Origin of the sequence: Paraburkholderia phymatum (assembly GCF_038900715.1) — a bacterium.
GTDB classification, from domain to species: Bacteria; Pseudomonadota; Gammaproteobacteria; order Burkholderiales; family Burkholderiaceae; genus Paraburkholderia; species Paraburkholderia phymatum_A.
In genome coordinates, this window is sequence record NZ_JAYMRZ010000020.1 from 1 (window position 1) to 24503 (window position 24503).

21 protein-coding genes and 2 pseudogenes are annotated in these 24503 nt (G+C 59.9%); 13 read left to right on the plus strand and 10 right to left on the minus strand.

Translation table 11 applies throughout. The features are described from left to right. Positions 1-416: 416 nt before the first annotated feature. From VSR68_RS29930 to VSR68_RS29945, 4 genes and pseudogenes are all read right to left on the minus strand, one after another. The gene (locus VSR68_RS29930; protein ID WP_342943301.1) at positions 417-1613 is read right to left on the minus strand and encodes a glycosyltransferase family 4 protein; all 1197 of its coding nucleotides are present in this window, start codon (positions 1611-1613) and stop codon (positions 417-419) included. Positions 1614-2552: 939 nt separating this feature from the next. After that, the gene (locus VSR68_RS29935; RefSeq protein WP_342943302.1) at positions 2553-2822 is read right to left on the minus strand and encodes a hypothetical protein; all 270 of its coding nucleotides are present in this window, start codon (positions 2820-2822) and stop codon (positions 2553-2555) included. A gap of 952 nt (positions 2823-3774) precedes the next feature. Further along, positions 3775-4575, minus strand: a pseudogene (locus VSR68_RS29940) (IS5 family transposase). Positions 4576-4868: 293 nt separating this feature from the next. Beyond that, the gene (locus tag VSR68_RS29945) at positions 4869-5894 is read right to left on the minus strand and encodes an IS110 family transposase (RefSeq protein WP_342943303.1); all 1026 of its coding nucleotides are present in this window, start codon (positions 5892-5894) and stop codon (positions 4869-4871) included. Positions 5895-6273: 379 nt separating this feature from the next. Between VSR68_RS29945 and VSR68_RS29950 the strand changes: the two genes are divergently transcribed. Then, positions 6274-6417 (plus strand): hypothetical protein, encoded by a 144-nt coding sequence (locus VSR68_RS29950; RefSeq protein WP_193727774.1) that lies wholly within the window; start codon positions 6274-6276, stop codon positions 6415-6417. 321 nt (positions 6418-6738) lie between these two features. On the opposite strand, the gene rpsU is transcribed toward VSR68_RS29950, so the two are convergent. The 3 genes from rpsU to VSR68_RS29965 form a co-directional block, all read right to left on the minus strand. Continuing rightward, complete coding sequence (gene rpsU, locus VSR68_RS29955; RefSeq protein ID WP_091997207.1) at positions 6739-6951, minus strand: 30S ribosomal protein S21; 213 nt, start codon at positions 6949-6951, stop codon at positions 6739-6741. Between the two features lie 469 nt (positions 6952-7420). Next, positions 7421-7708: a hypothetical protein gene (locus VSR68_RS29960; RefSeq protein ID WP_342943304.1), complete on the minus strand. Its 288-nt coding sequence runs from the start codon at positions 7706-7708 to the stop codon at positions 7421-7423. Between the two features lie 420 nt (positions 7709-8128). Next, positions 8129-8566 carry an ATPase gene (locus VSR68_RS29965; protein ID WP_342943305.1) on the minus strand — a complete coding sequence of 146 codons (438 nt, stop codon included), beginning with the start codon at positions 8564-8566 and terminating at the stop codon, positions 8129-8131. Between the two features lie 1246 nt (positions 8567-9812). Here VSR68_RS29965 and VSR68_RS29970 point away from each other — a divergent pair. The 7 genes from VSR68_RS29970 to VSR68_RS30000 all read left to right on the plus strand — a co-directional run bounded on the left by VSR68_RS29970 (position 9813) and on the right by VSR68_RS30000 (position 12447). Further along, positions 9813-10097, plus strand: coding sequence for a hypothetical protein (locus VSR68_RS29970; RefSeq protein WP_342943306.1), 285 nt, complete (start codon positions 9813-9815; stop codon positions 10095-10097). Between the two features lie 38 nt (positions 10098-10135). After that, entirely contained in the window at positions 10136-10369 is a 234-nt protein-coding gene (locus VSR68_RS29975) for a DUF6723 family protein (RefSeq protein WP_342943307.1), read from the plus strand. Positions 10370-10448: 79 nt separating this feature from the next. Beyond that, the gene (locus VSR68_RS29980) at positions 10449-10940 is read left to right on the plus strand and encodes a hypothetical protein (RefSeq protein WP_342943308.1); all 492 of its coding nucleotides are present in this window, start codon (positions 10449-10451) and stop codon (positions 10938-10940) included. A 71-nt stretch (positions 10941-11011) separates the two neighbouring features. Then, positions 11012-11182 (plus strand): hypothetical protein, encoded by a 171-nt coding sequence (locus tag VSR68_RS29985; protein ID WP_342943309.1) that lies wholly within the window; start codon positions 11012-11014, stop codon positions 11180-11182. A 19-nt stretch (positions 11183-11201) separates the two neighbouring features. Further along, positions 11202-11474 (plus strand): hypothetical protein, encoded by a 273-nt coding sequence (locus VSR68_RS29990; RefSeq protein WP_342943310.1) that lies wholly within the window; start codon positions 11202-11204, stop codon positions 11472-11474. A 58-nt stretch (positions 11475-11532) separates the two neighbouring features. Continuing rightward, positions 11533-12030, plus strand: coding sequence for a hypothetical protein (locus tag VSR68_RS29995; RefSeq protein ID WP_342943311.1), 498 nt, complete (start codon positions 11533-11535; stop codon positions 12028-12030). A 210-nt stretch (positions 12031-12240) separates the two neighbouring features. Then, positions 12241-12447 carry a hypothetical protein gene (locus VSR68_RS30000; protein ID WP_342943312.1) on the plus strand — a complete coding sequence of 69 codons (207 nt, stop codon included), beginning with the start codon at positions 12241-12243 and terminating at the stop codon, positions 12445-12447. 101 nt (positions 12448-12548) lie between these two features. On the opposite strand, the gene VSR68_RS30005 is transcribed toward VSR68_RS30000, so the two are convergent. The 3 genes and pseudogenes from VSR68_RS30005 to VSR68_RS30015 all read right to left on the minus strand — a co-directional run bounded on the left by VSR68_RS30005 (position 12549) and on the right by VSR68_RS30015 (position 16746). Then, complete coding sequence (locus VSR68_RS30005) at positions 12549-12800, minus strand: DUF1488 domain-containing protein (protein WP_152768328.1); 252 nt, start codon at positions 12798-12800, stop codon at positions 12549-12551. Positions 12801-12869: 69 nt separating this feature from the next. After that, positions 12870-13187: a hypothetical protein gene (locus VSR68_RS30010; RefSeq protein WP_342943313.1), complete on the minus strand. Its 318-nt coding sequence runs from the start codon at positions 13185-13187 to the stop codon at positions 12870-12872. A 477-nt stretch (positions 13188-13664) separates the two neighbouring features. Further along, positions 13665-16746, minus strand: a pseudogene (locus VSR68_RS30015) (Tn3 family transposase). Between the two features lie 163 nt (positions 16747-16909). Here VSR68_RS30015 and VSR68_RS30020 point away from each other — a divergent pair. The 5 genes from VSR68_RS30020 (at position 16910) to VSR68_RS30040 (ending at position 24123) form a co-directional block, all read left to right on the plus strand. Beyond that, entirely contained in the window at positions 16910-17578 is a 669-nt protein-coding gene (locus tag VSR68_RS30020) for a DUF6880 family protein (RefSeq protein WP_342943314.1), read from the plus strand. Positions 17579-18061: 483 nt separating this feature from the next. Next, on the plus strand, positions 18062-19480 hold the full coding sequence (locus tag VSR68_RS30025; RefSeq protein WP_342943315.1) for an ISNCY family transposase: 1419 nt from the start codon (positions 18062-18064) through the stop codon (positions 19478-19480). A 542-nt stretch (positions 19481-20022) separates the two neighbouring features. Next, a complete protein-coding gene (locus tag VSR68_RS30030; RefSeq protein ID WP_342943316.1) occupies positions 20023-21717 on the plus strand; it encodes an OmpA family protein in 1695 nt (564 codons plus the stop codon). A gap of 17 nt (positions 21718-21734) precedes the next feature. After that, positions 21735-23264, plus strand: a complete 1530-nt coding sequence (locus VSR68_RS30035) for a hypothetical protein (RefSeq protein WP_342943317.1) — start codon at positions 21735-21737, stop codon at positions 23262-23264. Between the two features lie 10 nt (positions 23265-23274). Next, positions 23275-24123 carry a hypothetical protein gene (locus VSR68_RS30040; RefSeq protein ID WP_342943318.1) on the plus strand — a complete coding sequence of 283 codons (849 nt, stop codon included), beginning with the start codon at positions 23275-23277 and terminating at the stop codon, positions 24121-24123. Positions 24124-24503 lie beyond the last annotated feature (380 nt).

Consider the following 24503-nt stretch of genomic DNA (forward strand, 5'->3'; position numbering starts at 1 on the left):
CAGCGTCATGGTCGTGAGGGGCGACCCGCCGCCCGCCCGTGGACAACCCGCGACTCAACGCTTAACGGAGGCCAGATCACATCAAATTGCTGACTGCAAATCTGTCCGTCGAACCGGGTCAACCTCAAACATTGGCGATTCCATCGAGCGCGCCGTGCTCAACGACTGGCGCCTCTCGTCGTGTGTCGCGCAAGTGGCTCACTCTAGCGAGCATGGCGCGTTCCCGGTACGCTGAGTCCCAGCAGAATCTCAGGCGCTGGCCTTTGACTTCCTGAATGGCTTCGGTGGCTCACTCAAGCAATGGCTTGATGTGCAACGTACGGTCAATGTGTACTCGATCGCAAGAATGCTCAAGCCGACGGGTGCGGCCAAAGCGCCCCCGGCTTTTGTACGCTATCTGTGATCGTAACGGCGAGCTACGCTGCGGCGCCTCTACTACGGGCGAGAGATGTCACTGCTCCGGTGAGCGAATCGGCGAGCTCGATAACGTTCCTCGCGAAGAGTGTGGGCGTCCAGCGACGGACCGTTGAAACGGCGTTCTGTGAGAATCGCTCCCGCAACGCATCGTCCGTAGACAGTTTTACAAGCCGGTCAGCCAGCGTTGCAGCGTCGCCCGGCTCGACGATGAAGCCGTTGATACCGTCAAGCACCAGCTCGTTTGCGACGCCGCAGGTCCTGGTTACGATGGCAGGCTTGGCTGCGGCGAACGCCTCGCTGATGCAAAGCCCCCATTGGTCGTACGCGCTCGGCAGCACGGCGAATTCGGCAAGTGAATACAGGGCCGGCATTTCGCAATAGGGGACGCTACCAAGGATCTGTATATGTCTGTGCATCCCGAGTCGATCGATTGCGTTGCGGACTTCCGGGCCGCACGGCCCCTGTCCTACCAGCAGCAGGGACAGTCCCGCCGCATGCAGTTGTGACCGACAGAATGCCTCGATCAGCAGATCGACGTTCTTGCGCTTGATGAACCGGCTGACGCAGATGACGTAACGCGCGGGAAGGCCGAAGTTGCAACGAATCGTCGACGCGCTCGCGAGGGCTACGCGTGAAGCCGCCGAAAAATACTCGACGTCGATCACATCGAAGCCGGTTCTGGACCGGCTCATCGGAATACCCAGCGACCGGGCGTAAGCGCGGTGTTTTTCGCCCGCGACCAGCGCGCCATCAAAGCCCGAGACCAGCACCTGTTTCAGGCGCTCCTTGAGCGCATATCGCCTGCCGTCATCGGCTTTTGAGTCCGACATGTAGATCAGCGTGAAGCGTTTTCCCAGGGCTTTCAGTAACCACAAGAAAAGAGAGTAGTACGTGTTATAGCCAAGCGTCACGACGACGTCGGGACTGTATCGACGTAGCGCCGTGAGCAATCCGTTACCGACACGCAACCAATGATGATCTGTCTCGCTGGCATCTTCGATCAGCGTGACAGCATCCGGTGGGGAGCCCTGAAAGAATGCGATGCGACCCTCCTGCGGAAAGCAATAAGCGCCAGACCTTCCAAATACCTCGACTAGGGAGATTTTGTCTCCGCGAGCGATCGCGAGCTTTGCAAGCGCTTCGTACCGCGGGACGTGATAGTCGCCCAGATTGCCGATGACGAAAAGGAAGCGCATTTGGACAGGGCAAGCACGGTTGAACAACAGGGAAGGTCGAACGTGACAACATCCACCAAGCAGCAGGAATCCTGCCTGGGATCCATGCCGCCTGCACGGTGGCGAATGCGCGCGCCAATGCGCGACTGGTCGCGCATTCTGAACGGGACGCTGGCGGAATCGCGGATGGGAAACGGGCGAGCAACAGACCAACGGCGTCCAGGCTCCGACCCGCGACGGACTTTCCGGGATTCGATTACTCGTGACTTGTAAAAAATAATCGGTCCCCGGCCGTAGGCAGCACTAAATCTGTCACCCCTTGGATGTGAAGATCGAGATCGCACCGCGCTAACGGCGCCCTGAGCGGTGAAACTGATTTACACCGCTTCCACCCTTGAAGCCGGTGGAGGGCATGATTGCCAGGATCTTCATCGGACCGGTCGAATTCACCCGCGGTATCGCGCCGACGATGGTGTACACCGCACCATGGGATGGGAGGGGAGACCTTAAAAGCGTGCCTCGTATTTCCGCGCGAACTCCACCCAGGCATTGTCCGGAGAGAGCCGTACCGGCCTCGCCTCCGGGCAGACGATGTTATCCGCAGGTGGGACCGGCAATTTCCACAACTTCGGTCGGACAGACTCCGTCGGCGCCCAGAATTCGTCGCGTCTCGGGACAACACTTTCACACGGTTCGCTTTGCTCGCCTTCTCGAATTCGTCGGCGAGATCCTGTCAGTAAACGGTGAAATCGGTAGCAGAGCAAAAGAACCGCGTCGATCAGGAAGAGTGCACCCAACGACGAGACACCTGAAACGCTATACGGAAATCTGGTCGCCAGCCTGAACGCACTTCAGGACTTGTGTGAACTGGTCAAGCAGGAAGTAGAGGACGCTAAAAGGTGACTGTGGAATCGGTAGGCAAGATGTCTGCACTCAGGTGTCATAGGGAGGCGGACGGATCTAAAAACCAACCGTGTCCAAGGCCTGGCGAACGCTGATCATTGAATCAAGCGCACCCAGGCGCAGCTCCCAGATTTCGCTGTGCAGGCGGAAGCAACTCTCCAACTCGCCCAGACAATTTTCGGCGACTGCGCGATTTGCGTCGGTCGCGGCCAGCCGGGCGACAAGTATGCGCTGCCGCAGTAGGCGCCTGTACACCGAGAGCACCCGAATCCGGGCTGCCGCTTCGAGATCCCTCTCCAAAGCCAAACATTGCGTGTCCATGCTCATTCATCTCGGGGAAAGGCATGATGGGAATCCACAGGCCCAACCTGCCATGCGCCAGCACAAGCATCCCCCGGAACGGAAGCACGCTGCGTCTGACGGCGTTTAATCGCGCGGGCCACCGTACGAGTCAAGCTGCGTTTTGCGTCCGTCGTATCGCGCCGGGACGAGCAGGTTTGTACCCATCACGCCGCACTCAGCTTTACCACACGAGAACAAATATAGCCCCGACCGAGCATGATGCATACTCCGCGAGACGCGTATGCCGTGGCGTGAAGTAAGCGTGTAGGCGAATGCGGTGCGACGAGATGTACAGCGGGTCTGCAGATTTCCGTCGGGTCGAGCCGGACATTCATATGTCGGCGCATCGGCATCGGCGAAAAGACAGAAGTTGGCCGAAGGAGCCGCTCAGGGTACGCGCGACCTACTCCCTGCTGATTTGGGAACGGCCTGCGGTGAAGTACGCCATGCTGAAAAGGAAACAGTTCTGTGAACCTCCTCCGCGGTGAACGGGTGTCGAATTATCTGTTCGGTCCGGTGAGCCGGCCCGCTAAGACTGCTGGGATGGGATCTTCACAAACTGCTGTAGTCCATCCTTCAGGCATCCGGAATGCTCTAACTCTTAGACCATGGCAGCAAGGTTCTGACTCACCTCCGTCAGGACCATCTTGAAAGGCTGGGCGCTTATCAGGACGCCCGGCCTTTTTGTAGCGTTTCACCTTAAAAGAAGGGTGGGTTGGTTCGTTTTCATACCCGCTGCGTTGATCTCGCTTGGTATGGAACGAACGTTAGGGAGACGTCGCGAATGATTCGCCCGTTTTTAAGGGGACGAACCCTAACGAGTTCACAAAAAGCTGGATCGCCGAAACCCTCGAACTCGCTCCTGCGTCGACGTTGTCCGGTTCGGTCGTATCTCGGGTGCCTTCTGATCACAGTCGCCGGCGGCTAAGAGACGGTTTCATAAAGACTGTTGAGCTCGCTGAAAAGTGTTCCAGCAGATCAAGCAACAGCCGCGCTTGAGGAACGCTTCGTGAATGTCAGCGCGACGTTCGAAACGAATACGTAGACGACGGAAATGATGCAGCCAGGCATGTGTACGTTCGACGACCCAACGGACTTTTCCAAGGCCGCTACCGTGCGGATGGCCGCGCCGCGCAATGCTGGTGGGGATATTGCGCTCGTGCAGAATGCGTCGGTACTTGTCGTGGTCGTAACCTCGATCAGCATAGACGCGTCCAGGGCGGCTCAGAGGCCGCCCACGTAACGACGTCACGCAGCTCGCGTTCCGCTGATTGAGGCCATCGATTTGCGCCAGTCAGGATCGCCGCGATTGGCGTTCCGTGGGCGTCGGTGGCGAGGTGGTGCTTGGATCCGGGTCGCGCTCGATCGGTGGGGTTCGGGCCAGTTTTTCGCCCGCCCCAACTGCGCGGATCGACGACGAGTCGACGACCACGCGTGAAAAGTCGATCCTGTCCACGGCTCGCAACCTGGCCAGGAGCACTGCGTGCAATCGATCCCACACGCCGGCTTGCTGCCAATCGCGCAGCCTGCGCCAGCAACTGACACCGGAGCCGCATCCCATCTCAGCCGGTAAATCGCGCCAGCGGATACCGGTCTTCAGCACGAACAGGATGCCTGTCAGCGCAGCCCGATCCACTACCGGCTTGCGGCCCGGATACTTGAAGCGGCGTGGCTTTGCTGGCGGTAGTAGTGGCTCAATCAGTGCCCACAGTTCGTCGTCGATGATTGGTTTGCCCATCTCCTCGATCCCGTTGTTACGACGATCGAGGTTAATCTATGGTCACCCCCTTTTTTGCAACACGGATCTCGATTGGTGATGGTTAGCGCAAATCTATCCGGCGTCGCTATGAGGATGACTCCCCGCGCCACGATGAGAATCGCGCCTGGCAGTGCTGATAACAGGGGCAGCTTCAAGAGCTCGTTAACCTTTCAGCGTGTCCGCCAGGCCGGTGTACCGTTCACGTCATCGATAATCAGCGGTCGCAAAACCAGGTGGGTTAAGTTTGTTTATACGGAGCGTGGTAGCGCCCGTCAGGCGACGGTAACAGCCGTCCTCCGCTCAAATACGGTGTTGCGGCTCGAGATAGCCCACGCAATTCGCGCAAGCTTGTTGGCGAGTGCGCAGGCGACGACATTCGAATGTCGTCGCGCCAACATTGCGCGGACCCAATCAGCCATGCAACCGGTCTGCTTATCCAGGTGAAGCATGAACGCCCGCGCGCACTGGACTAGCAGGTGGCGAATGTTCTTGTCGCCTCTCTTGGAGATTCCGAGCAGGTTCGATTTGCCACTCGTACTATATTGCCTTGGTACGAGCCCCACTGCAGCGGCGAAATCACGACTGCATCGATACTGCTTGCCATCGCCGAGTTCTGAGGCGAGCAGACTTGCGGTGATGGATCCGACGCCGGGAATCGTTAGGAGGCGCTGTCCAAGGGCGTCCTCGGCAAGCTGCCGTTCAAGTTCCTTCTCGATATCGCTGATCTGCGTGGTAAGGTACTTGAAATGGTCGTGCAATCGCTCAAGGATCGCGATAAGTCGTGGCGGTAACTGGTGTTCGGCCAGTACGACAGGAAGGCGCTTCACGACGCCATGGCCTACGGGCAAGCTGATGCCAAATTCGAGCAGGAATCCATGCATCTGATTTGTCGTGCGTACCCGATCCCGAACCAGGGCCTGGCGGACCCGGTGCAGCGCCGACAGGATCTGCTGCGACTCGTTCTTCGGCGTGACGAACCGCATCGAAGGCCGTGATGCAGCCTCGCAGATCGCCTCAGCGTCGACGAAGTCGTTCTTGTTGCTCTTCACGAATGGACGCACGAATTGTGGCGAGATCAGCTTGACGCAGTGTCCGTACTCGCCGAGCTTACGTGCCAGCCAATGCGCACCGGCACAGGCTTCCATCACGACCGTGCAGGCGTGGAACGTTGCGAAGAACTCGACGAGCTGCTTGCGTGAAACCTTCCTGCGAAACACTGCCTTGCCGGCCTTGTCCTGGCCATGCAGATGGAAAGAATGCTTGCCCAGATCAATTCCTACCAAGGTGACGTTCTGCATGACAGTGGCCTCCAAAGGAAATTCCCGGCAGCTTACCGGCTGCGAGGTGGGGGTGACCATCCCATTACAGGTTGCGTTACGGGTTAACAGCCCCCAGGAACTCTTTTTGAAACCGTTTCTTAGTGTGTTTTCATATGCGCCGCGAACGTGAAGACGAACCCGCTCATTTGTTGTCCGTCGGCGACGTCTGGGACAAACGATACTGACCATGCCGCGATCAAGGCGATGCTCGAGCAGATTGACACGCCGGCGACCGCCTGAGTCTCGGTGAGCGAGGACATGGCGGAAAATGTCAGTGGGGGAACACACATAGTCGAGAGCGATATTTGGGCGCCCTCGCTAAGCTGAGGTATCCAAACACGCCAGGCGCTTGCAACCAATGGCCGCTCTCTCGTTCTGTCTGTCGGCTGTGATGGCTGGCGCGGGATTCGGTACGTCAAACCTCTTCGGCACGCTGTTTGACTGGTCGGGCGTGCTCCTCCTGTTCCTGACGTTCTTTTTCGAAGCGGTCGATGGAGCTTGACCGCCCTCTGGGGACGTGTGGCTCACGGGCAAACATACCGCCACAGTAAAACCTACCGTGATGACAATGTTCGAAATCTGAAATCGGCGCGAATGCCTCTGGGGGTCCCACCAGAGAACAACCACAACTCCCTACGCCGGCGGTTGACTCCGTCCGGTAGAGTCGAGATTCAATCGCAGAAAATTGAGTGACCGGTATGTGAAGGCGGATTCAACCGGCCACTCGGCCCAGATTAGAACCTGTTCCCCATGCGGAGGTTACGCGAGACACCCGGCCGGGCGCTACACGGCCGCTTCAGCATGGCTGCCCGGCAGTTCCCGGTCAGTACCGCTTTTTCGGCGGCAACGACCGTTTGATCTGCTTGCGCAGGCGAGCCACTGCAGCAGCCTTTTTGCGTTTGCGTTCTGCGGTAGGTTTTTCATAGGCTGTCCGGGCACGAAGCTCCGGAATCAAGCCGGTTCGCTCGATCGCGCGACGGAAACGGCGTAATGCAACCTCTACGGGCTCGTCGGGTTTCAGAATTACGGTAGTCAATTTTTTCCTTGATTGAGATCCGGCAGCAATGGCGAATGGTGATGTGGATGTGCACGCAGCGTCGTGGCACAGGTAAGGGTCACAGCCCTCGCGTCCTGGAAGTCACGGACACCGCCCTGTCCGGGCGGCGGATTAGGCACGCGAGGGGATTGGTCAGACGCGGCGGCCCGCAATACCGGTCCGATGCGAGTCGGGGCGTGCAGTCCAGCGAGCACTGTTATCGCTGGCCTCACCGGACTATCAATTAAAGGAAGATTCGCGACTAACCAACACGCGTCTTTTCTGTGTTGTGCGAAGCCAACTAGTCCTGCATTTTAACTGAGGGCCGCCATCTGCCCCGCCACTATCGGCGGGGCCAGAACGAAGGGGTGTTGTCAGCCATGCGTGCCGACGATGCGCAGTTCGGGGTCACACGTGATGTAGTCAATCCCCATGGATGGTTGCTGTTGCTGCTCGCGTGTAAGTCAATTCACAGGTCATCGACGGATTCGCCATCCACCTTTCCGTCAATGATATCCCTGCCCCGCTGATAAGCGACGCTTCTGGCCATTCCGAAGTCGGAGACAGCGTTCTCCAGATGGAGCCTGAAGACGCGGCTCTCGTGCGTCCCGGCCGCGGCCCCCGGACGAGCGATGCGAACCGCAACGTCGTAACCTTCGGCATATCGGGAATGCGCATCGAAGTGTGTGAACACGCGTGAAAAGACCAGGGGATGAAGTTCAAATCCCTTGTAGATGCCTGGCTGTAGCGTCGACATGACAATCTTCTCCGACAAAAGGGGATAGCTGGCCAGACACGCCGTCCTGGCAATGAAACGACCGACCGATCATCGGCGACAGGACTATTTCGGCCCAGGTGGCGGAGATTGGGCGTGTAAGCCCATGTTGCCAGAAAGACGAATGCACCGTAGAAGTTAATCAGCGTTTTCGCAGGACTTTCGATCGTCGGCAGCAGCCACGCGTGCGATGCAAGTAGCATTCGCCACAGGGAATCTGACAGCCTGTCCATCCGCCCGATGCCTGCGTGCGTCGTCAGCGTACCTCCACTCATCAATCTCGCAGCGATGGTCGGTGGCGCCGTGGCCCCTTATGCCTGATGCGCTTTTTTCATCGGGGCAGCGCCGCGACTCCACCGCTACTGCTCAACGTGGCTACGCCCGCGTTGACACAGGCGCCGCCTAGACGTCGAGAATCGACCGGGGCACCGCGGCTGGGTCGGGGTCTTTTGCCTCGCCGAAGCGCAGTTCTGCTTCGTCGATCATGACCACGGCATTATCGATGAGCTCGTCAAGGCTCTGCAGCAAGGCATCGCGCCATTCCGCTCCCTCAAACGAAATCGGCTGCCTGTCCAGCTGCTCAACCAGAGATCCCGCCGTCTGCAGGAACGGGAACGCCTGATGGTAGTTTTCGATCGCCATCATCGCGTTGCCGCGTGCGCTGACCAGCAGGCTCCTGTGGTGGTTTGCCAAGTCCGACTCGCCACCGATCCGATGGAGCGTTTCCGAAATGCGCTGCAGGTATGCAGGCACCTGTTCCTCGAGCGCGGCTGCGCGCTGGCGAAGCGCCGTGTAGTCGGTCAGTAGGTGGGCTTCGTCGAACGGGGCGGCGTTGTCCATGATGGGCAATTCGTTGTCGGATAACCAGGCATCTTACCCCACGGCGGTGACCCACCCGCCGCGCAGTTAACTTGTGCGAATGTCGCCAGCACCCTGGAAACGGCCGCTCTTCCGACGTATGCAGGTAAGACCGCTTCGGGTCAGGTAGTGACGGTGGTGATCGGCACCCCAGAGGGCGACCGACGCCGGGCAGCACTCAACAGATAGCGAGGTATAGCCCAGCGCGCGACCTGCTTCCAGGAGCGACCGCCGAATCGCACTCCCGCGCTACAGGTCAGTGGCAGACAGCGTAATGCGTCCACCCATGCCGTGGACTGCTTTCGCCTCCGCAGCCTCCAGCAGTCGGCGCTTGCCAAGCTCGAAGGCCAGCCTCAATTGCCTTGGGGGTGCGATTCGCAGCGCCGAGTTTTTCGCAAACTATTTCACAAGGTAGCGCAAAGGCGCGGTACCCCAAACCGAAGCCGTAGACCGAAAACAAGACTGTAGAGTCGCTGCAAAGGATGGGCGCAGTCAAATTCGTACCGGGTTGGTCCATTGCTCTTCGCATTCCTGTCCGATGGCAGTGTTCCTGGATTCTTGCACGGGGACCCTACAAAAGTCCACGCGGCGGCGGTGAGAGAAGAATGAAATGTTTTGCACCCTTGCACATCAAAAAATCAGAGGTAGTGGCGTTGACGCTCGGTACACCGGTTGCGCGAAGCGGATGACGGGCCATCAAGGGTCATTCGCCTCCGCTTTCGCGTGGACATTCCAATGTCGCGCGCGCTTCTTCTGGCAGGGGACGTTCGCGATCCGCGGCTAGCATCGGTTAGCCATCGAACCAGATTTCGTACAATCGCCATCGGCCGCGGCCCCGAGCGGCATTGCCTTCCAACTACGAGGCCAATCCGAAGCCCGGGATCACCGATGTCTGACGCTTGATAAAAAGGGCGACCCACTACAGGGCCGGGTGGTACACTGATTGCGTCGCTTCCAGTCGACTCTCATACCTGCCGTCCATCGGAGTTCGTGTTCACGGGCGGCACCCGATTCCCGTCTACTACTGGTTAGCTTTCTCCCCTTTCCGGAGGAAGCGATGTTCCGTCTCCGGACGCCGATTCCGCTAGCTGCGCCGCTGCGATAGTTGCCCCATCCCGACCTCTGCGGCGCGCTGTGCATCGCCATTTCGTTTGCGGCAATCGCCCTTTTGCTCACACTGGGCGGTTCCCGCTACTTCTCGTCTTGGCTCACACCTTTGGACTACATCATGAGCGAGCACGTCAGAACCTACAGAGGGTTGGAGATTTATCCCCTCGTCTATCCCCACATTCCTCGGGGTGCCGTTGGATCATACGACTACGGCGCCGGCTTCGACGCTGCTGTCAGGATATGCCGCCGAGGCACCAACGACACACTGACGGCCAGCCGCGTATTTCGGATTCCACATCGTGCGCCGTTTGGCGAGGCGGGCGAGGCGCGCAAGGCATCGAGCGACTATGCGGAGCGCCTGATTGATGGACAGGTCGACGGGCAGTCGGTGCGTGATCTATGAGCGGGCCGCAAGACCGTGCAATTGACGAGGAGACGCGAATGCAGCGATATAAGCCTGGCGCGGAGAACTATGAGGTTGCCGCGTCGTTTCGTCGGACGATGGGTGGCGTTGTTCCGACGTTGAAGGTGATCCGTCTTTCCGACAAGCGGGTCATCTATCCGTTTCGCGGCTGCGCAGACATGCCCCTATGCGAGGATGCGCAGCACGCGAAGAACTTCGCCGAGGTCTACGGCTGGCAGCTCGTGAACGGCGATATTGCGGTTCCGGAGTAAGTTGACGGCCCACCGTCGAGCCCTCCGCGCACGCTTATCGGGCTGCATCGACGTGCGGCCAAACGGGTAGGCAAGGTTCATGGATTCACTACTGCTAGCTGCTACCCGCGTGCATACGTACTCGCAGGATGCGATGATGACGAGCGCGAGCGGCTTCTTTTTTGCCCGCGAGAAGCGGCTAGTCTTCGTGACGAGCAGGCACGTCCTCATTGACGAGCCGAGCGGCCATTGCCCGGACCGCATTGAAATCGAGCTGCACATCGATCCGGCGAACCTCGGTGCTTCTACCTGGTTTTCAGTCCCGCTTTATGTCGACCGGCGAGCCGTCTGGCGACAAGGCTGCGATGCAGGCGGTGCGATCGATGTGGCTGCTGTGGAGCTGCAGGAATCGGCGTTGCCGGATACGATGGCTTATCGGACCTTTACCCCGGCGCACCTGCCCGGCCTGGATCAGGCCGTTGAGATTGGCAGCCCGCTTCTCGTGGTGGGGTATCCGCTTGGTTTTCATGATTCGCTTCACCATCTGCCGGTGGTCCGCCACGCTGTTGTCGCGTCTTCGCGTTCGGCTTGAGATTCCAGGGGAAAGGGCAATTTCTGACTGACGCGCGAACGCATCGGGGAACCAGCGGAGCCCCTGTTGTCATGGCAGACAGCGGACGGTTGAATATGCACGATGACGGACTGCACTGGACGCTGCTCGGCGTCCATTCGACGCGCTTCGATATCGGTGCGCGCGACACTGAGCATGACGAGGCGCTTGGCCTGAACTGCGCGTGGTATGCAGACATTCTGATGAAGCTCACTGAACGCTGACGGCCCACGGAGTGGCGAAATGCAGGGAATTCCTCACTATCTTGTTCTTCGCGCCGGATACGAATCGTACGTTCTGGACCGGGAGCGCGTGCTGATTTGCCGCCAGGCAAGTCGCATGATGAACTGGTTCGCACGCGCGCATGGCAAACCGATGTCGATCGTAGACGCGCACTGGGATAGCTTTTCCCGGGAGTACGGCTTCTCGTCCGACGAACGGAAGCGCTTGTGCGCTTACTCGTTGGTCGAAGGTAGCGAGACCGGACATCAACTTGCGTTGCTAGGCAACCTTTAACGTTCTGACGGGATCAGGGGATGAAGGTACGCGTTCATGCGCTGTGTATCGCGCAGCCGTGGCCCTGCGCCCTGGCGCGCACGGCCTCGACGGCCGCGTTCAACGACAGCAGCTTGATCTGGAATGCGATGAAGCAGCTCGCGGCTATGGTGCCCGTGACATACGCGATCTTCTGTCCACCCCTTCGGCCAACCGACTGGAGCTTGGCATCATGGAAAGCTTTGAAGGCCGACGACTTACTGCCGGACGCTGTGGCGTGAATGGCCGTTGCACCCTCGCGGGCGTCCGGTTGGTCATCCCTGACCACGCCAGGGGGCTTCCCTTGTGTACATGCTGTCGGCCACTACCCCGGCGCAGCGACTGGGCGTCCTGCCTGCTCACGCATCCAGTCGTATCGGCCTTCCCCGGCGGATTCTCGGTCACTGTTTGCGAAGACAAGGCAGGCACTGATGAAAGCGTGCAAAAGGCGATGGACTGGATCGCGAAAAACGCCGGAAACATGGGCGTGGCCGCGCCGGAAATATCGGAGGGATCAGTCCTCATTCACCTGAAGTAACTTCGCCTTGCGACTGGCAGCCGGTGAGTTCAGCCGGCAGATCGGGACGTACGCAATCTCACAGGCCGCTCCTCGCAAACACTTCTTGCCGCGTCCGTCCAGACGGACCGTTGAATGTTGATCAGGAGGATCCCAAAGAGCGGTTTGGGAATTCGGCGATCTCGTAATGTGGGCTGCGGATGGCTTGTCTTGAACCCGCCAGAGCACATCGTGAACAAGCAGCACCACGTCACGAGCGGCCGGCCCGCGTGTCAGGCGGGCGGTGGCGTGGTGCGCGGCAGCGACACCGTAAAGGTCGTGCCGTTGGCGCCGGGAGCCACCACAATTGTGCCGATAGGGTCCATCAGCCTGAAACCCTTGTACAGCCTGGGCCTGTTCAATATCTGTTCAAAACTCGATACTGGCGGGAACTGGTAAGTTAAACCCCGCGAAGCCGTGCTTTACCAACGCTCTCTATCCAGCGCGTGCTGCCATGTGTCATGCATCGGAATGGCGGCGCGCGTAAGGGCAAGGGCTTCCTAGTGCAGCGTGTAGAGAGTCTGCGGCCCCTCGACATATTGCGTCATGGCGATCTTCAGGATCTCATTGCGATGCCGGTCGAAGGAGGCCAGCACCCCGGCTTCGTCAGAACCGAGAGCGGAGTCGAAATTCTTTAGTACGCGGTCTTCCACAAAGAACGTAATCTCGCGTGCGTTGTCGTAACCCCAGAACCACACGCCGTGCCTGGTCCCATCATAGCTGCGGCTGGGGTTGGAAAAACTGAGTGCCATGTGTCGTCCTCCGTTCGACGCCTTTGATGGACCGGGTTGCACGCTCACGACCAGCGCGGAGCGCTCCCGTTAGTGCCTCTCGCCTTTCATGCTCTCGGCTTCCATCGCGGCATGCAATTCCTCGTACGCCTCGATTGGCTCCATGTCCTGATCGACGAACGCGGCTGCGTGCTCAGCGGCGGTCAACGCGTCGCCCGGGATGTCGCACTGGCTGTCGTCCTCGGTACCTGGCGGCAGCAGCATGTCCTCAAGCATCCCGCGCAGTTCGGGGGTATTCCATGGCTTGCCCAGCTTGGCCTTCCTGTTCAGGTAGTGACGAATTTCCGAGTCTTGCTCGGCCGTGAGCGGAAGCCCGCGAAAAGTGGGATCCGAGTTGTGATGGATCATGATGCGCCTCCCGAAGCGGTCTGCGCTTTCAATGTGGAGATATCGATTTCCTGCGGTGAATGTTACAAGTTGCGTGTGATCACTGTGCCGCATGTCCGCGGCCAACCGATTTACGTCTTCTTCCTGGCGACACCTTCTTTCCCAACCCGCGAATGAACCGTGCTGAACGGGGTTGCCGGCACTGACGGCTTCGTGGGCTGCTTGGGCTTTTTCGCTTCGCGAGTGCTGCGTAGTTGACTCTTGGCCATGGTATTGCTCCTAGTGCGTTGCGTGCCAAGGTGGCATTCCCAGCATACGCGCTTAGAAGCTCTAACAACATGACTTTCATGACTTATATGTAATGGCGTCAGCAGTTGATGCAGCAAACGGGCTATTTTTGCCCAACCCCCGAAAACTGAAAATGTCCCTCAAACCCCTACCGGATAACGCTTCCCGGGGCATATCGGGTGGTGGCATAGGCTTCCATAAGGCTGAATTTCAGGCTTCCTTGTCCTCCTCTTCGGCCGCCGCCTGCAGCATGCGGGACCAGTACCCGGGGTCGGCGTAATGCGAGGCGAGCGCGTCGATGTCGACGGGCGTGGTGGCGGCACCGAAATCCATCGCACCGAACAGGTTGACGTGCCGCCAGGCAACCGGCGACATACCTGCGATGAACACCATCGCGGCCTCGTCCCGCGCGACCCGCTTGTGCTCGTGGACGCGGGAGAGCAAGGCTGTGTTGTAGTGGATGATGGCGTTGGCGACCAGGCGGGCGCACTCGTTCCACAGTTGCTGCTCGGCCTCGGTATGCACGCGCAGCTTGCCCCCGTTGACGAAGGCGACCGCGCGGCGTAGCCGGTGGTAGGCTTCGCCACGGTTGAGGGCCTTCTGCACGGACCGGCGCAGGTCGACATCATTGATGAAGCGCAGAATGTGGCGCGTACGGCAGAGGTTGTCGAGTTTCCAGAGCGCCTTTTTCGTCTGGTTCTGGCGTTTGTAGCTGCTGAGCTTGCGCACAATCGTGGCCTGCGAGACCTGCTTCTGCCCGAGCGAGGCCATGATGTGCTGGATGGCGGGCCATTCGCGGATGATCAGCTCATCATTGGATTTGCGCGAGGGTTTGACGAGCCACAGGCCGTAGTGGCCCGGGGCATGAAGACTAACGAGACCGCCGAGTTTCTTGTGGAAGTCGCGATAACGCGGCGCGAACTGATAGCCGAAGGCATACAGGGTCCAGTAGTTCACCTGGTTGGTGCCGTGCGTGTCGGTGGAATGCAGCTGCGGGCGGATGTCGGAGGTGTTGTTATAGAGCAGGTCGAACACGTAATGGCTTTCGTGCTCGTGGGCGCCGAAGACGGTCAGGTTGAGCGGTACGTGGTTGGCGACGGCGGTGTTGGCGCTGATGCCTTTGTCGAGGCCGAAGTACCTGGGCGAATGGCGTGCCTGGAAGGTGTCGAACTGGGTCTCGAAGCGCTGGCCATCGCTGCTTGAATGGATCTGGTCGCCGATGTTGAAGAGATGAAAGGCGGGCAGCCCGGCGGTCGCGTTGCTGATCGCGTCGTTGGCTGCATGGACGGTTTCGAAGCGAAGATAGTTGTGTGCGCAGCTTGCGAGCGCGGCGTAACTGAGGCCTGAGATTTCGGCCATTTTGCGCAGGCCCATGTTGGTGCACATTGCGATGATACAGGCGAGGAGTTCGCGTGGATCGGCCTCATGCTTGACGTACCGGTCGAGCACATGCGTGAATGCCTTGAGAAAGCCGGTGCGACTGCCAACAAACCAGAGCAGCCGCGCGATGTCGATACTGGGAATCTGGCCATAGAAGGCATGATTGACGTTTTCGTCGGGGTCGGGATAAACCAGGTTCAGACGAGGCTTGCCGCCCTGGTGCCGGACCCTGATGTAGGGATCGCCGCCTTTGTCGATGTGATCGTTGACGTGTCCGAGAAGGCGTTCGATGTCATCGTGAAGCCCGGCAAGCGTCTGCTCGATGGGCGCGAGCAGGACAGGCAGGTTGAGCTCCTTGAGCATGGCGTCCTTGTGCTGCCAGCGCGCGTTGCTGATCAGGTCGTCTTCAAAGCGGCGAAACTCGTTGCTGTCGTGGCAGAAGACGTCGCCTGCCTCAAGCGCGTTGCGCACCAGCCGGTAGACGAGAAACTCGTACCGGTCAACGTCGAGCTGCTTTGTCTTGCCGGGTCCGAGGCCATAGAGATGGGGCTTGAGCGTCTTCGGGATGAATGCCGTCGGAAAGGACGATGGTTTGCACTGCCGAAGCGGCATGCCGTCGCGCACGCACGCCTGCAGAAAGGCGACTGCTTCGAGCAACGGCGTGTCTTCGACGCGACCGGCCACGGGCAGTTCGACGAACAGATGCCGCAGATTGCGTTTGATCGCGTGTGAGAGCGCCGTATAGCGTGACCACTCGAAGCTGGTCTTATCGAAGGTGACGTTGCGCAAGTATCGTGAAACGATCTCGAAACGCTCGGGCGCGAGCAGCGCGAACGCTCTCTTGCGCACGCTGGCAAAGGAGGCATGGTATGGAATCGACCCGTCGACGAACAGGCGCAGGACCTCACCCCGCGGCTTTCAGGTGCGTGCCCACTTCGGTGAGCGCGTTTTGCGCCGCCTCGCTGGCAGCCTGCCGCGCAGTCTGCTCGTAGTCGTTGACGAGACGGCTGAAGGCCTCGATCAGGCGGTCGTTGACCTGGCGAAAGCGGTGGCAGGTAAAGCACAGCTGGTACAGGCGCGCGACGCCGCGGTTCATGCGGCGCAGCTTGTAGACGGTGTAGAAGGTGACGAGCGACGCGTAGTAGCGGATGCTGTCCGCAGAGATGCCGGTGGTGTCGAGAAACCGCCGGGCGAATGCGTAAAGCGGTGCGAAGAACGTTTTGCGTTCGGATTCCTGTTGCAGTTCCTTGCAGCTGAAGTCCTTTGGTTCGCGCTTGAGGAGCGTCACCTGATAGATCGAGTCGTCGGCTTCGAGCATCGCATCGAGCTGCTGTGCGATGGACCTGGTGAGTGCGCGTTCGAGCAGCGCCGAAACGCGCTGGCGCTCCGCAGCGACCACACGGCCGACCATGTCCTGCAGGAATGAGTAGGCGGGCGCGACGACACGTTCGTGCTTCAGATACTGCAGGCATTCGCGCAGAATGAAGGCGGGCTGCGTGGAAAGCCTCGCGAGGCGCTGTGCCCGCATTTCGACGTGGGCCTTTGTGGCGCCCTCGCACAGCCGGAAACCGAAGAGGTCGAGGATGCTTTGCTATAGTGCGCGGCGCGTGGGTGCCGAAGGCATCGTTACAGCGGGAGGCGCTTCGTCGGGGAAATGCCGCGCGAGGATGTAGCGCAGATCATCTGCGACGGCTGGCGGGTCGTAGTGGAAGAACTGGAATCTGGCCTTGAAGTACCCGAGTTGCAGGACGAGGTGGAGCGCGATCGAAAGTGTGCGCGCCCGGACGAGCTGCTGTTCGGCGTTGCAGAGCTCGAAGTACGTGTGCCGGTCTTCGTCGGTAAAGCGCGGTAACGCATACAGTTCGTCGAGTTCGGCACGTGTGAGGTTCGAGAGACGGTGCGAGGCGGTCATGAGGTTATATTCTCGAACGCGCGCAAGAGGGAATCAGGTGTTCGCTTTGCCTGAGCATGAGCTTGCTGGCTGGGGGTGGGCCTTGAGTTGCCTTGCAGAACGTAGCACAACCGCATTTCACCGAAACCGTGACCTCAGCGGTTTTCAACCTGCAGGAGAAGCGATGTCGAAAGACGAGAATCCGATCGATGCCAAAGCCCTGGCGGCTATCGGACCAGAACGCCTGGCGACACTGCTGGCCGGGGCGGTTATGACGAACCCCTGCATGCGGCGTCGGTTGCAATTCGAGCTTTCCGCACAAAAGGGCGAAAGCGTTGCCGTTGCCGTTCGCCAATGGATCAGCGACTTCGGCACGCAAACGTCGTTTCTCGACGCGGAACAGGTCCGCGAACTGGCCGAGGAGCTCGACGCCATACGGGTCACCATTGCCTCGAATGTTTCCCGGGCGGCGCCGGATCTTGCGCCGGATCTGATGTGGCAGTTCTTCTCGACGGCCGGAACAATATTTGAACGCACGACAGAAGAGGGGTGGGAAGTCAGCTGCGTTTTCGACGAGGCCTGCTCCGATCTGGTCCAGGTAAGCGTCGACGCAGACGTCGAGCCGGTGGAATTGGCCACGAAAGTTGTCGCGGCGATCATTTCCGACCAGTACGGAGAGTACGGCGCCCTGATTCGGGCAATTGCATCCGCTCAGCCGTGGGCACCTGCCTACGTCTCCGAGCTGAAGGTCTTGGTCAAGCGATTGCTGAAGGAGTTACCCGGTCCGAATAGCGAACGCAGCAGGAATTTGCAGCGTGCCTTGCAGGAACTCGATTCCCTGTCTGCAACATAGTTTGGTTGGCGATCTTCGCTACTGCGCATTCCCGGAGTGTCTTTCCTGGCAAGCGTTTGAGGAGGATTCTCAGTTTTCGGGGAATGGGCAAAGATAGCCAAGGTTGCGGATACTGGATAAGTGGTAAGCGGTGGGGTGTAGGCCGTTCTTGACACCGGTGAGTGTTTGCGGATTCTCAGACGTGGTCGTTCTTGATCTGATCGGCAACTACCCACGGAAGCAGTTCGTCGACGCGATTGGCGCGTTTCGACCGGCACGACCAGCCCGCGCTGGAAGTGATTGGGAACTGCATGCGTCCAATCCATAGACGCTGGGGGCCGTCATCGCGCGTGTCTTTTTCAGGCGCTGATTTAACATAAACCAAACTGGCGCACAACGCAATGTAGGGGCTACGTCCTAATGTCGTGTTCTGGCTATTTACAGATGTCGTGTTTTTGAGCGCTGGCAAGCTGGCAGACTGCTGCAACCGCTGCGGGGCCTGCCATGAAGCCGGACACGACGCTGGTGAGTTTGAGCATGCGCGAACTGGACAGACTGAAGGTTATACAGGCCGTCGTTGAGACGGGCCTCAAGCCCGGCCGTGCCGCCGAACGGCTGGGTCTGACAGTACGTCAGATCGAACGACTGGTGATCCGGTACCGGGAGCACGGGCCGTCTGGCGTGGCCTCGGGCCGGCGCGGTCAGCCAGGTAACCGCAAGCTCGACGAAGGCCTGGCGTTGCGCGCCCTGACGATCATCCGCGAGCGCTACGCCGATTTCGGGCCGACGCTGGCGCGCGAGAAGCTGGATGAATGCCATGGCATCCGGCTGTGCAAGGAAACGGTGCGCCAACTGATGACCAAGACCGGCCTATGGGTGCCGCGCAAACAGCGTCCACCGAAGGTCTACCAGCCGCGCGCACGGCGCGCATGTTTCGGCGAGCTGGTGCAGATCGACGGCAGCGACCACCGCTGGTTCGAGGACCGGGCGCCCGCGTGCACGCTGCTGGTGTATGTCGACGATGCGACCAGCCGGCTGATGACGCTGCATTTCACGGCGACGGAGTCGACGTTCAGCTACTTCGAGGCGACGCGTGCCTACCTCGAGCGTTACGGCAAGCCGGTGGCGTTCTACAGCGACAAGGCGAGCGTCTTTTACGTGAAGCGCCGCGCCGAGACCGCAGGCAAAGGTGTCACCCAGTTCGGCCGGGCGATGTATGAGCTCAATATCGACACGTTCTGCGCGAACTCAAGCCCCGCCAAGGGCCGCGTGGAGCGCGCCAATCTGACGCTGCAGGATCGCCTGGTGAAGGAACTGCGCCTGCGCGGCATCAGCACGCTGGACGAAGCGAACGCCTGGGCACCCGCGTTCATGGCGGCTTACAACGCCCGCTTCGCGAAGCCGCCCAGAAGCCGGTTCGATGCACACCGGCCGCTGCGTGCCGACGAGGATCTCGACGCGATCCTGACCTGGCGGGTACAGCGCAAGGTGTCGGATTCACTCACGCTGCTGAACGACCGCGTGATCTGGCTGCTGAAGGACACGCCGGCAACCCGCCGGCTGATCGGCCGCTACATCGAGGTATGGGAGTATCCGGACGGTCGCATCGAGCTGCGGGCCGGCGGTGCAGCACTGCCCTGTATCCCCTATGACAAGCTCTCGGAAATCGACCAGGGCGCCGTGATCGAGCACAAGCGGCTCGGCCATGCGCTGCGCGTCGCCCAGGCGCTGCAGGCGCAGCGCGATAACCGTCGCGTATCAGGCTCGCCATCCCGCACGAACCGCGGCGCTGCGGTACGCAAACCGGTACCGTTGCCTGGCACGAAGAAGCAGCGCGAGGTGACGCTCGAGGACTGGAATGCGGCAGTAATGGGGACGCACCGGAACCCGGGAGGCTCGGTGCTAAAAACCCCCTCCAGATAGATATGGAGGACTGCAAAACAACCAACAACTACAACCCAAACCCGATCTCAACCCCGACATCTGTATTTAGCCGGAGCCCCGACATTTCAAAATAGCTTTGACACGCAAGCATTCGGCGCGCCTCGGATCGATCATTAGCCGCCATGTTCAGGCTCGGGGCGGGACGTACACAATGCGGCAACCCCGTTCAGGGCCCGCCAGGTCCTGGCGATACGTCACTCACCATGGACGGGCGCAGGACGTCTCAGTCGCGCGATGATCCCGACGCCCGTGAGAGTGGACATACTCGCGGTCCCGCCACACCGGCAATCGTTTGCTCTTGTCGGCTTTTGCCATCGCCATTTCCATCTGGATGGATGCGCCCTGAACGCGGTTCGGTCGCGAGGCCCGCGCGTGGCCGCAATCAATCGAAATCGGCCTAAAGATCATTGACGGTCTGCCGTAATCGATAAAGGCGAGCCTGTCATGTCGGACCGGACAGGAGACCGGGATCCAGCGCCCGAGCGGGTGCAATAAAAAGACGAACCACCGAGGGGTTTCCATTGAGAGCATTGGGCAGGGCAAGGCCGCTATGGCTTGCCACAATCACCGTTTTTGCCATTTCCGGGTGCGCGAATCCCGGCGGTTTCCAGCACGCTGACAGTGCAAAACGCGATTCGACGGGGCAGGCCGACCTCAACATCTTCGAAAGTACTTTCGCGAATCCCGATCCTTGCGCTAACAGCAACCGGAATATCGGCGTCGCCATTGGTGTTGGCGTCGGTGCAATTCTCGGTGCGGTGATCGCAAACAAGAACAAGGTCGCTGCGGCTGCCATCGCGGGTGCGGCGGGCGGCCTCGCGGGCGGCCTGATTGGCCATGCTGTCGACAACCGCCGTTGCGCATTGTCAAAGATCGCCGCGAAGCACGACCTCGTCTATACGGCAGCCCCGCTCGAGGTACGTGCGCCGGACACGGGCAAGACAGAACAGGTCGGCAGTTCTTTCACGGTTGTCGACACTGCCCGACATACCCAGTTCGAGACAGGCTCGGCTGAGCTGACGCCGGAAGCAAAAATCTACTTCGGCGAGATTGCTGAACAGTATCGCACCGCTACGCGTGTGGCCGATGCGTCCACCGCTGCGGAGAAGGCCGCTGCTGCGCAAACCAAAATCCTGCTTATCGGCCACACCGACGACACGGGCAGTTCCGAACTCAACGCTGATCTGTCGGAGCGGCGCGCGCGTACCGTGGCACGTCTTTTTGCCGAACACGGCATCGCGCCGGAAAACGTCTTCTATCAGGGCGCTGGCGAGACCCTGCCGATTGCCGACAATCGGACCGAGGACGGGCGCGCGAAGAATCGCCGGGTGGAAATCGTCGATCTCATCGGCGCGAGATCCGACATCCTGCAAAGCTATGCGGGCAGCCGGGTGCCGAAGTATCAATACTATCGCGCCGCAACGCCCCAGTCCGACACCTTGCCAACGCCATCGCCCGCCAGAAAACCGGCCGGGAAGCTGACAAGGACGGCGCCCGACACGAGCCCGCAGCCGGGTTCGCAGCGAAAAAATCCCCACGCGGATAGCCGGATCGCCGCGGCTGTACCGACAGTCCCCGCGGCCACGACGACGTCGGCGGGAGCCTTCGTGCCGCCCGACGCTGCCGCACGCGCTGTGTTGTCCGACGGCATTGATTTCGGCTGGCATGAAGCGGTGCCTGCGACGATCGGCCTTCAGTTTGCGGCGGCGCCCGCGTCGTCGTCCTTCTCTTTTCTGTCTCCCGCAGTCGCCGATGAGGCGCCCGTTTCGAAGAGTTGCGTGAATGACCGACCACGCGTTTCGCACGCGATGAAGTCCGTAGCCGATGACCGTGCGGTGCCCGTACGTGATCACATGCAAAACCTGTATGGCAGCAGCTGGGGGGCAACGCTCAACGGGCAGTATCTTGCGCTCAAGGACGTATCTGTCCTGCGCAATGGCTCGACGGCGGGCACAAAACCGACCCTGCTGGTGTGGAAAGACTATGAACAGAACGGTGGGTTATCCGGTCCGGCGCAGGTGCGGCTGTCACCTGACGTGAACGCTTATGCCGTCAAGGAAGGGGTGCTGTATCGCGTGTTCGTCAACAATGCCGGCGTATTCGACTGCGCCGACATCATCTTTTCGAACGGCAAGGCGACCGCCGGCGAGCTCGTGCGGCACAAGAGCAATCAGTATTTCACCGTCGATTACGTGCCCGCGATCGCGCGCACATAAAAACAGGAAAGACGATCATGATGGACTTTATTCAGGCCAATCTGGGCACCGTGATCTGGTGTGTCGTAGCTGCGCTGCTTGCTGTCGGTGCCTTTTCGTACCGTTCGACGCTGGAGTTCTGGCTGAACCACTGGAAGTACACGTTTCCCGTTCTGGGAAAGACCGCACGCCTTTCACGTCACGGCATTCACGGGCAGGGCGGGTGGACGGATTCGGAGCGCACGCTTTGCGGCGACTACAACAAGTTCATTTCGTACCTGTCGAAGGCCGAATTCAGCAAACGCAACGAATATCTTGCCAAGGCCGACGACAGTGGCCGCTCCCCGACGCCCCTGTGGCTGATGGCACTCCTAACGGTACTGGTCATCGCCGAAGGTCTCGGCTTTTCCTATTTGCTGGGAAGCTGGATGGCACGTGACGGCAGCGCGAATACGCACACCCTGCTCATGGCGGCGATTGTGCTCGTACTGTGCGTGATCATGGTGTTTCTCACCCATGTGGCCGGACACCAGCTGTATCGATCGAATCTCGTTGCGCGATGCCGGAAGCAATGGAAGCAGGACAAGACGCAGGAACGCTTCTCGAGCCGCAAGGTCAAGCTCGATGAAGATCAGTCGGTGGACGACAGACAGCCTGACTATACGCAGATCGTCAACCGCGTCGGCACCAGTCACAGCTATTTCATGGTTGCTCTGACCGTCGTGGTGATTCTGGTCATTGCCGTGACGTCCACCTGGATGCGCTGGAGCAATCTCAACGCAGAACAGACACGTGAAACAATGGGCGTCAGCCAGGTCGCGGACGCCGGCAATCCCTTTGCGACGGCCAACGCCGTGCCGGCCGAACTTGTCGCCAGCCAGAAGGCCGCGGATGACCGGGCTCGTGCGGAAGAATCTTCATCGACGCGCAGCGAAGGCGCGGCCGCCTTTATCACGCTCGCTGTCATTTTTGTTGTCACCCAGATCGTCGGGATCTTTGGCGGTTTTGCCTGGGGCTTCGGTGGCCGGGAAAGTCGTGCAGCATGGAAGACGACCAAAGGCTTCACGACGTTCGAGGACTACGACAACTACTACACACCGCTGCGTGCTATCGCGCAGTCACAGCTTGAAAATCTCCAGAAACGGATGGCCGAGAACGCCGATATCTCGGGCAAGACATTTACCAAAACATTCCGTGACTACGTGATCGAGCAACGCACGCTTTCTGATCTGGAGCCGGATCCCGTTCGCACACGTTCCGATACCGCAATCACCGAAGCGTCTCGAAATGCGCCTGTGGCAAGGGACGCACAGGTACTGGCCTCGTCAGACGTTGCACCGCCGGTCACCGCGTCATCTTCGATTGCAAAGGAGCCGACGGCCCCGATCGACGCGATTGTGGCGGAAATCGAGGCCACGTCCGACGTTACACGCAAGAAGGAGCTGATCTACCGCATCGAGGAGCCCATGCGCACCCAGGTCATCAACGAGATCAAGGCGCGCAAGGAACGGGCCGAGCAGGCGAAAAATGCCCTCGAATCGCAACTGGATGACCTCTTCAAGGTTTGACCGTCGACCCATGATCAAACAGTTCAAGTTTGCGCTTGCCGCAGCCGTATTGAGTCTGGGCGCCGGTCCCGCTTTGGCGGGAATCAGCAATGATATTCCAAGCTGCTATGCAGCCAATCACATCAAGCCCGTCACGAGCGGGATCGGTCACGAACTTTTTATCGCAGGCGACCAGACGACCGTCTTTGATGAGAAGTTGCAGGCGCAGATCGCAGCAACAGCATCTGCTGCCATCAGGCCGGGCAGCGCTTACACGCTGCTTGACTTCTCGGCATTCTCGCAAGGCCGTTACACGGAAGTGATGACACGCGGCGTCGTCGAATCACCAATACCCGAAAAACTCCGTGACGATATCAGCGAACGTGCACTACGGACTTTTGATGCGTGCATGACGGGGCAATCGGCCTTCGCCAGGAAGTCACTCCTGACCGCCATTACCCAGGTTCAGTCGGCTGCAACCAATGAGCTTGCGAAGTCAGACATACTGGCTGCGTTGAAGGATATCAGTGACAAGGTCCGGGCATCGCCAGCATCTGACCGCATCGTATTCCTCGCGTCCGACATGCTTGAGAACAGTTCGGTATCGAGCTTCTATGCACACAACGCCGTTCGGCGGATCGATCCCGAGGCGGAAATGAAGAAGGCGAGTGCAGCCAATCTGATCGGCGATTTCGGCGGGGCGCGAATCTACGTGATCGGTGCCGGTCTGCTCGCGGGTGACGCCAAGGCAAAGAATGCATATCGCGACCCGCAGACGATCGGCGCACTGAAACAGTTCTGGACGCTCTATTTCCAGCAGTCGAACGCCAGACTGCAGGAGTTTGGCGCGCCCGCGCTACTCAACCCGGTTGCGTACTGAACAGGCAACAGGACCCTTCCGCCGAAGTTTGTGCGCCGCAGCCATTCTGACGCCTTTCCCATGCGTGGGCGGGTGACGCGGGCTCGCGGTCAATGCATCCGACCGGATACCGTCCCCGTTGCCACCCCCGCTTTTGCGGCGAGTATCCCGCGAATCGTCGCCAGCGCCTGTTCCCCAGCCGCAGTTGGGGCACGACGGGTCGCTGGCGGAAAATCCGGTGGCCGTACGCCGATCTGCCGACACACTGATGATAGGAAGGGTTTGCCGCCGACGCACCGTTTGACGGCGGCCGTAATGGTCGCGTCACCGACATGGCTGCGAAGCCATTCAAGCGTCCGACGGTCTCGTTCGTTGTACACCCTGACCAGATGTTCCATGGT

Bases quoted from the DNA above. Each gene is read 5' to 3' on its own strand.
- VSR68_RS29930 (WP_342943301.1), bottom strand. From the start codon at position 1,613: ATGCGCTTCCTTTTCGTCATCGGCAATCTGGGCGACTATCACGTCCCG.
- VSR68_RS29935 (WP_342943302.1), bottom strand. From the start codon at position 2,822: ATGAGCATGGACACGCAATGTTTGGCTTTGGAGAGGGATCTCGAAGCG.
- VSR68_RS29945 (WP_342943303.1), bottom strand. From the start codon at position 5,894: ATGCAGAACGTCACCTTGGTAGGAATTGATCTGGGCAAGCATTCTTTC.
- VSR68_RS29950 (WP_193727774.1), top strand. From the start codon at position 6,274: ATGGCCGCTCTCTCGTTCTGTCTGTCGGCTGTGATGGCTGGCGCGGGA.
- VSR68_RS29960 (WP_342943304.1), bottom strand. From the start codon at position 7,708: ATGTCGACGCTACAGCCAGGCATCTACAAGGGATTTGAACTTCATCCC.
- VSR68_RS29965 (WP_342943305.1), bottom strand. From the start codon at position 8,566: ATGGACAACGCCGCCCCGTTCGACGAAGCCCACCTACTGACCGACTAC.
- VSR68_RS29970 (WP_342943306.1), top strand. From the start codon at position 9,813: ATGAGCGAGCACGTCAGAACCTACAGAGGGTTGGAGATTTATCCCCTC.
- VSR68_RS29975 (WP_342943307.1), top strand. From the start codon at position 10,136: ATGCAGCGATATAAGCCTGGCGCGGAGAACTATGAGGTTGCCGCGTCG.
- VSR68_RS29980 (WP_342943308.1), top strand. From the start codon at position 10,449: ATGGATTCACTACTGCTAGCTGCTACCCGCGTGCATACGTACTCGCAG.
- VSR68_RS29985 (WP_342943309.1), top strand. From the start codon at position 11,012: ATGGCAGACAGCGGACGGTTGAATATGCACGATGACGGACTGCACTGG.
- VSR68_RS29990 (WP_342943310.1), top strand. From the start codon at position 11,202: ATGCAGGGAATTCCTCACTATCTTGTTCTTCGCGCCGGATACGAATCG.
- VSR68_RS30005 (WP_152768328.1), bottom strand. From the start codon at position 12,800: ATGGCACTCAGTTTTTCCAACCCCAGCCGCAGCTATGATGGGACCAGG.
- VSR68_RS30010 (WP_342943313.1), bottom strand. From the start codon at position 13,187: ATGATCCATCACAACTCGGATCCCACTTTTCGCGGGCTTCCGCTCACG.
- VSR68_RS30020 (WP_342943314.1), top strand. From the start codon at position 16,910: ATGTCGAAAGACGAGAATCCGATCGATGCCAAAGCCCTGGCGGCTATC.
- VSR68_RS30025 (WP_342943315.1), top strand. From the start codon at position 18,062: ATGAAGCCGGACACGACGCTGGTGAGTTTGAGCATGCGCGAACTGGAC.
- VSR68_RS30035 (WP_342943317.1), top strand. From the start codon at position 21,735: ATGATGGACTTTATTCAGGCCAATCTGGGCACCGTGATCTGGTGTGTC.
- VSR68_RS30040 (WP_342943318.1), top strand. From the start codon at position 23,275: ATGATCAAACAGTTCAAGTTTGCGCTTGCCGCAGCCGTATTGAGTCTG.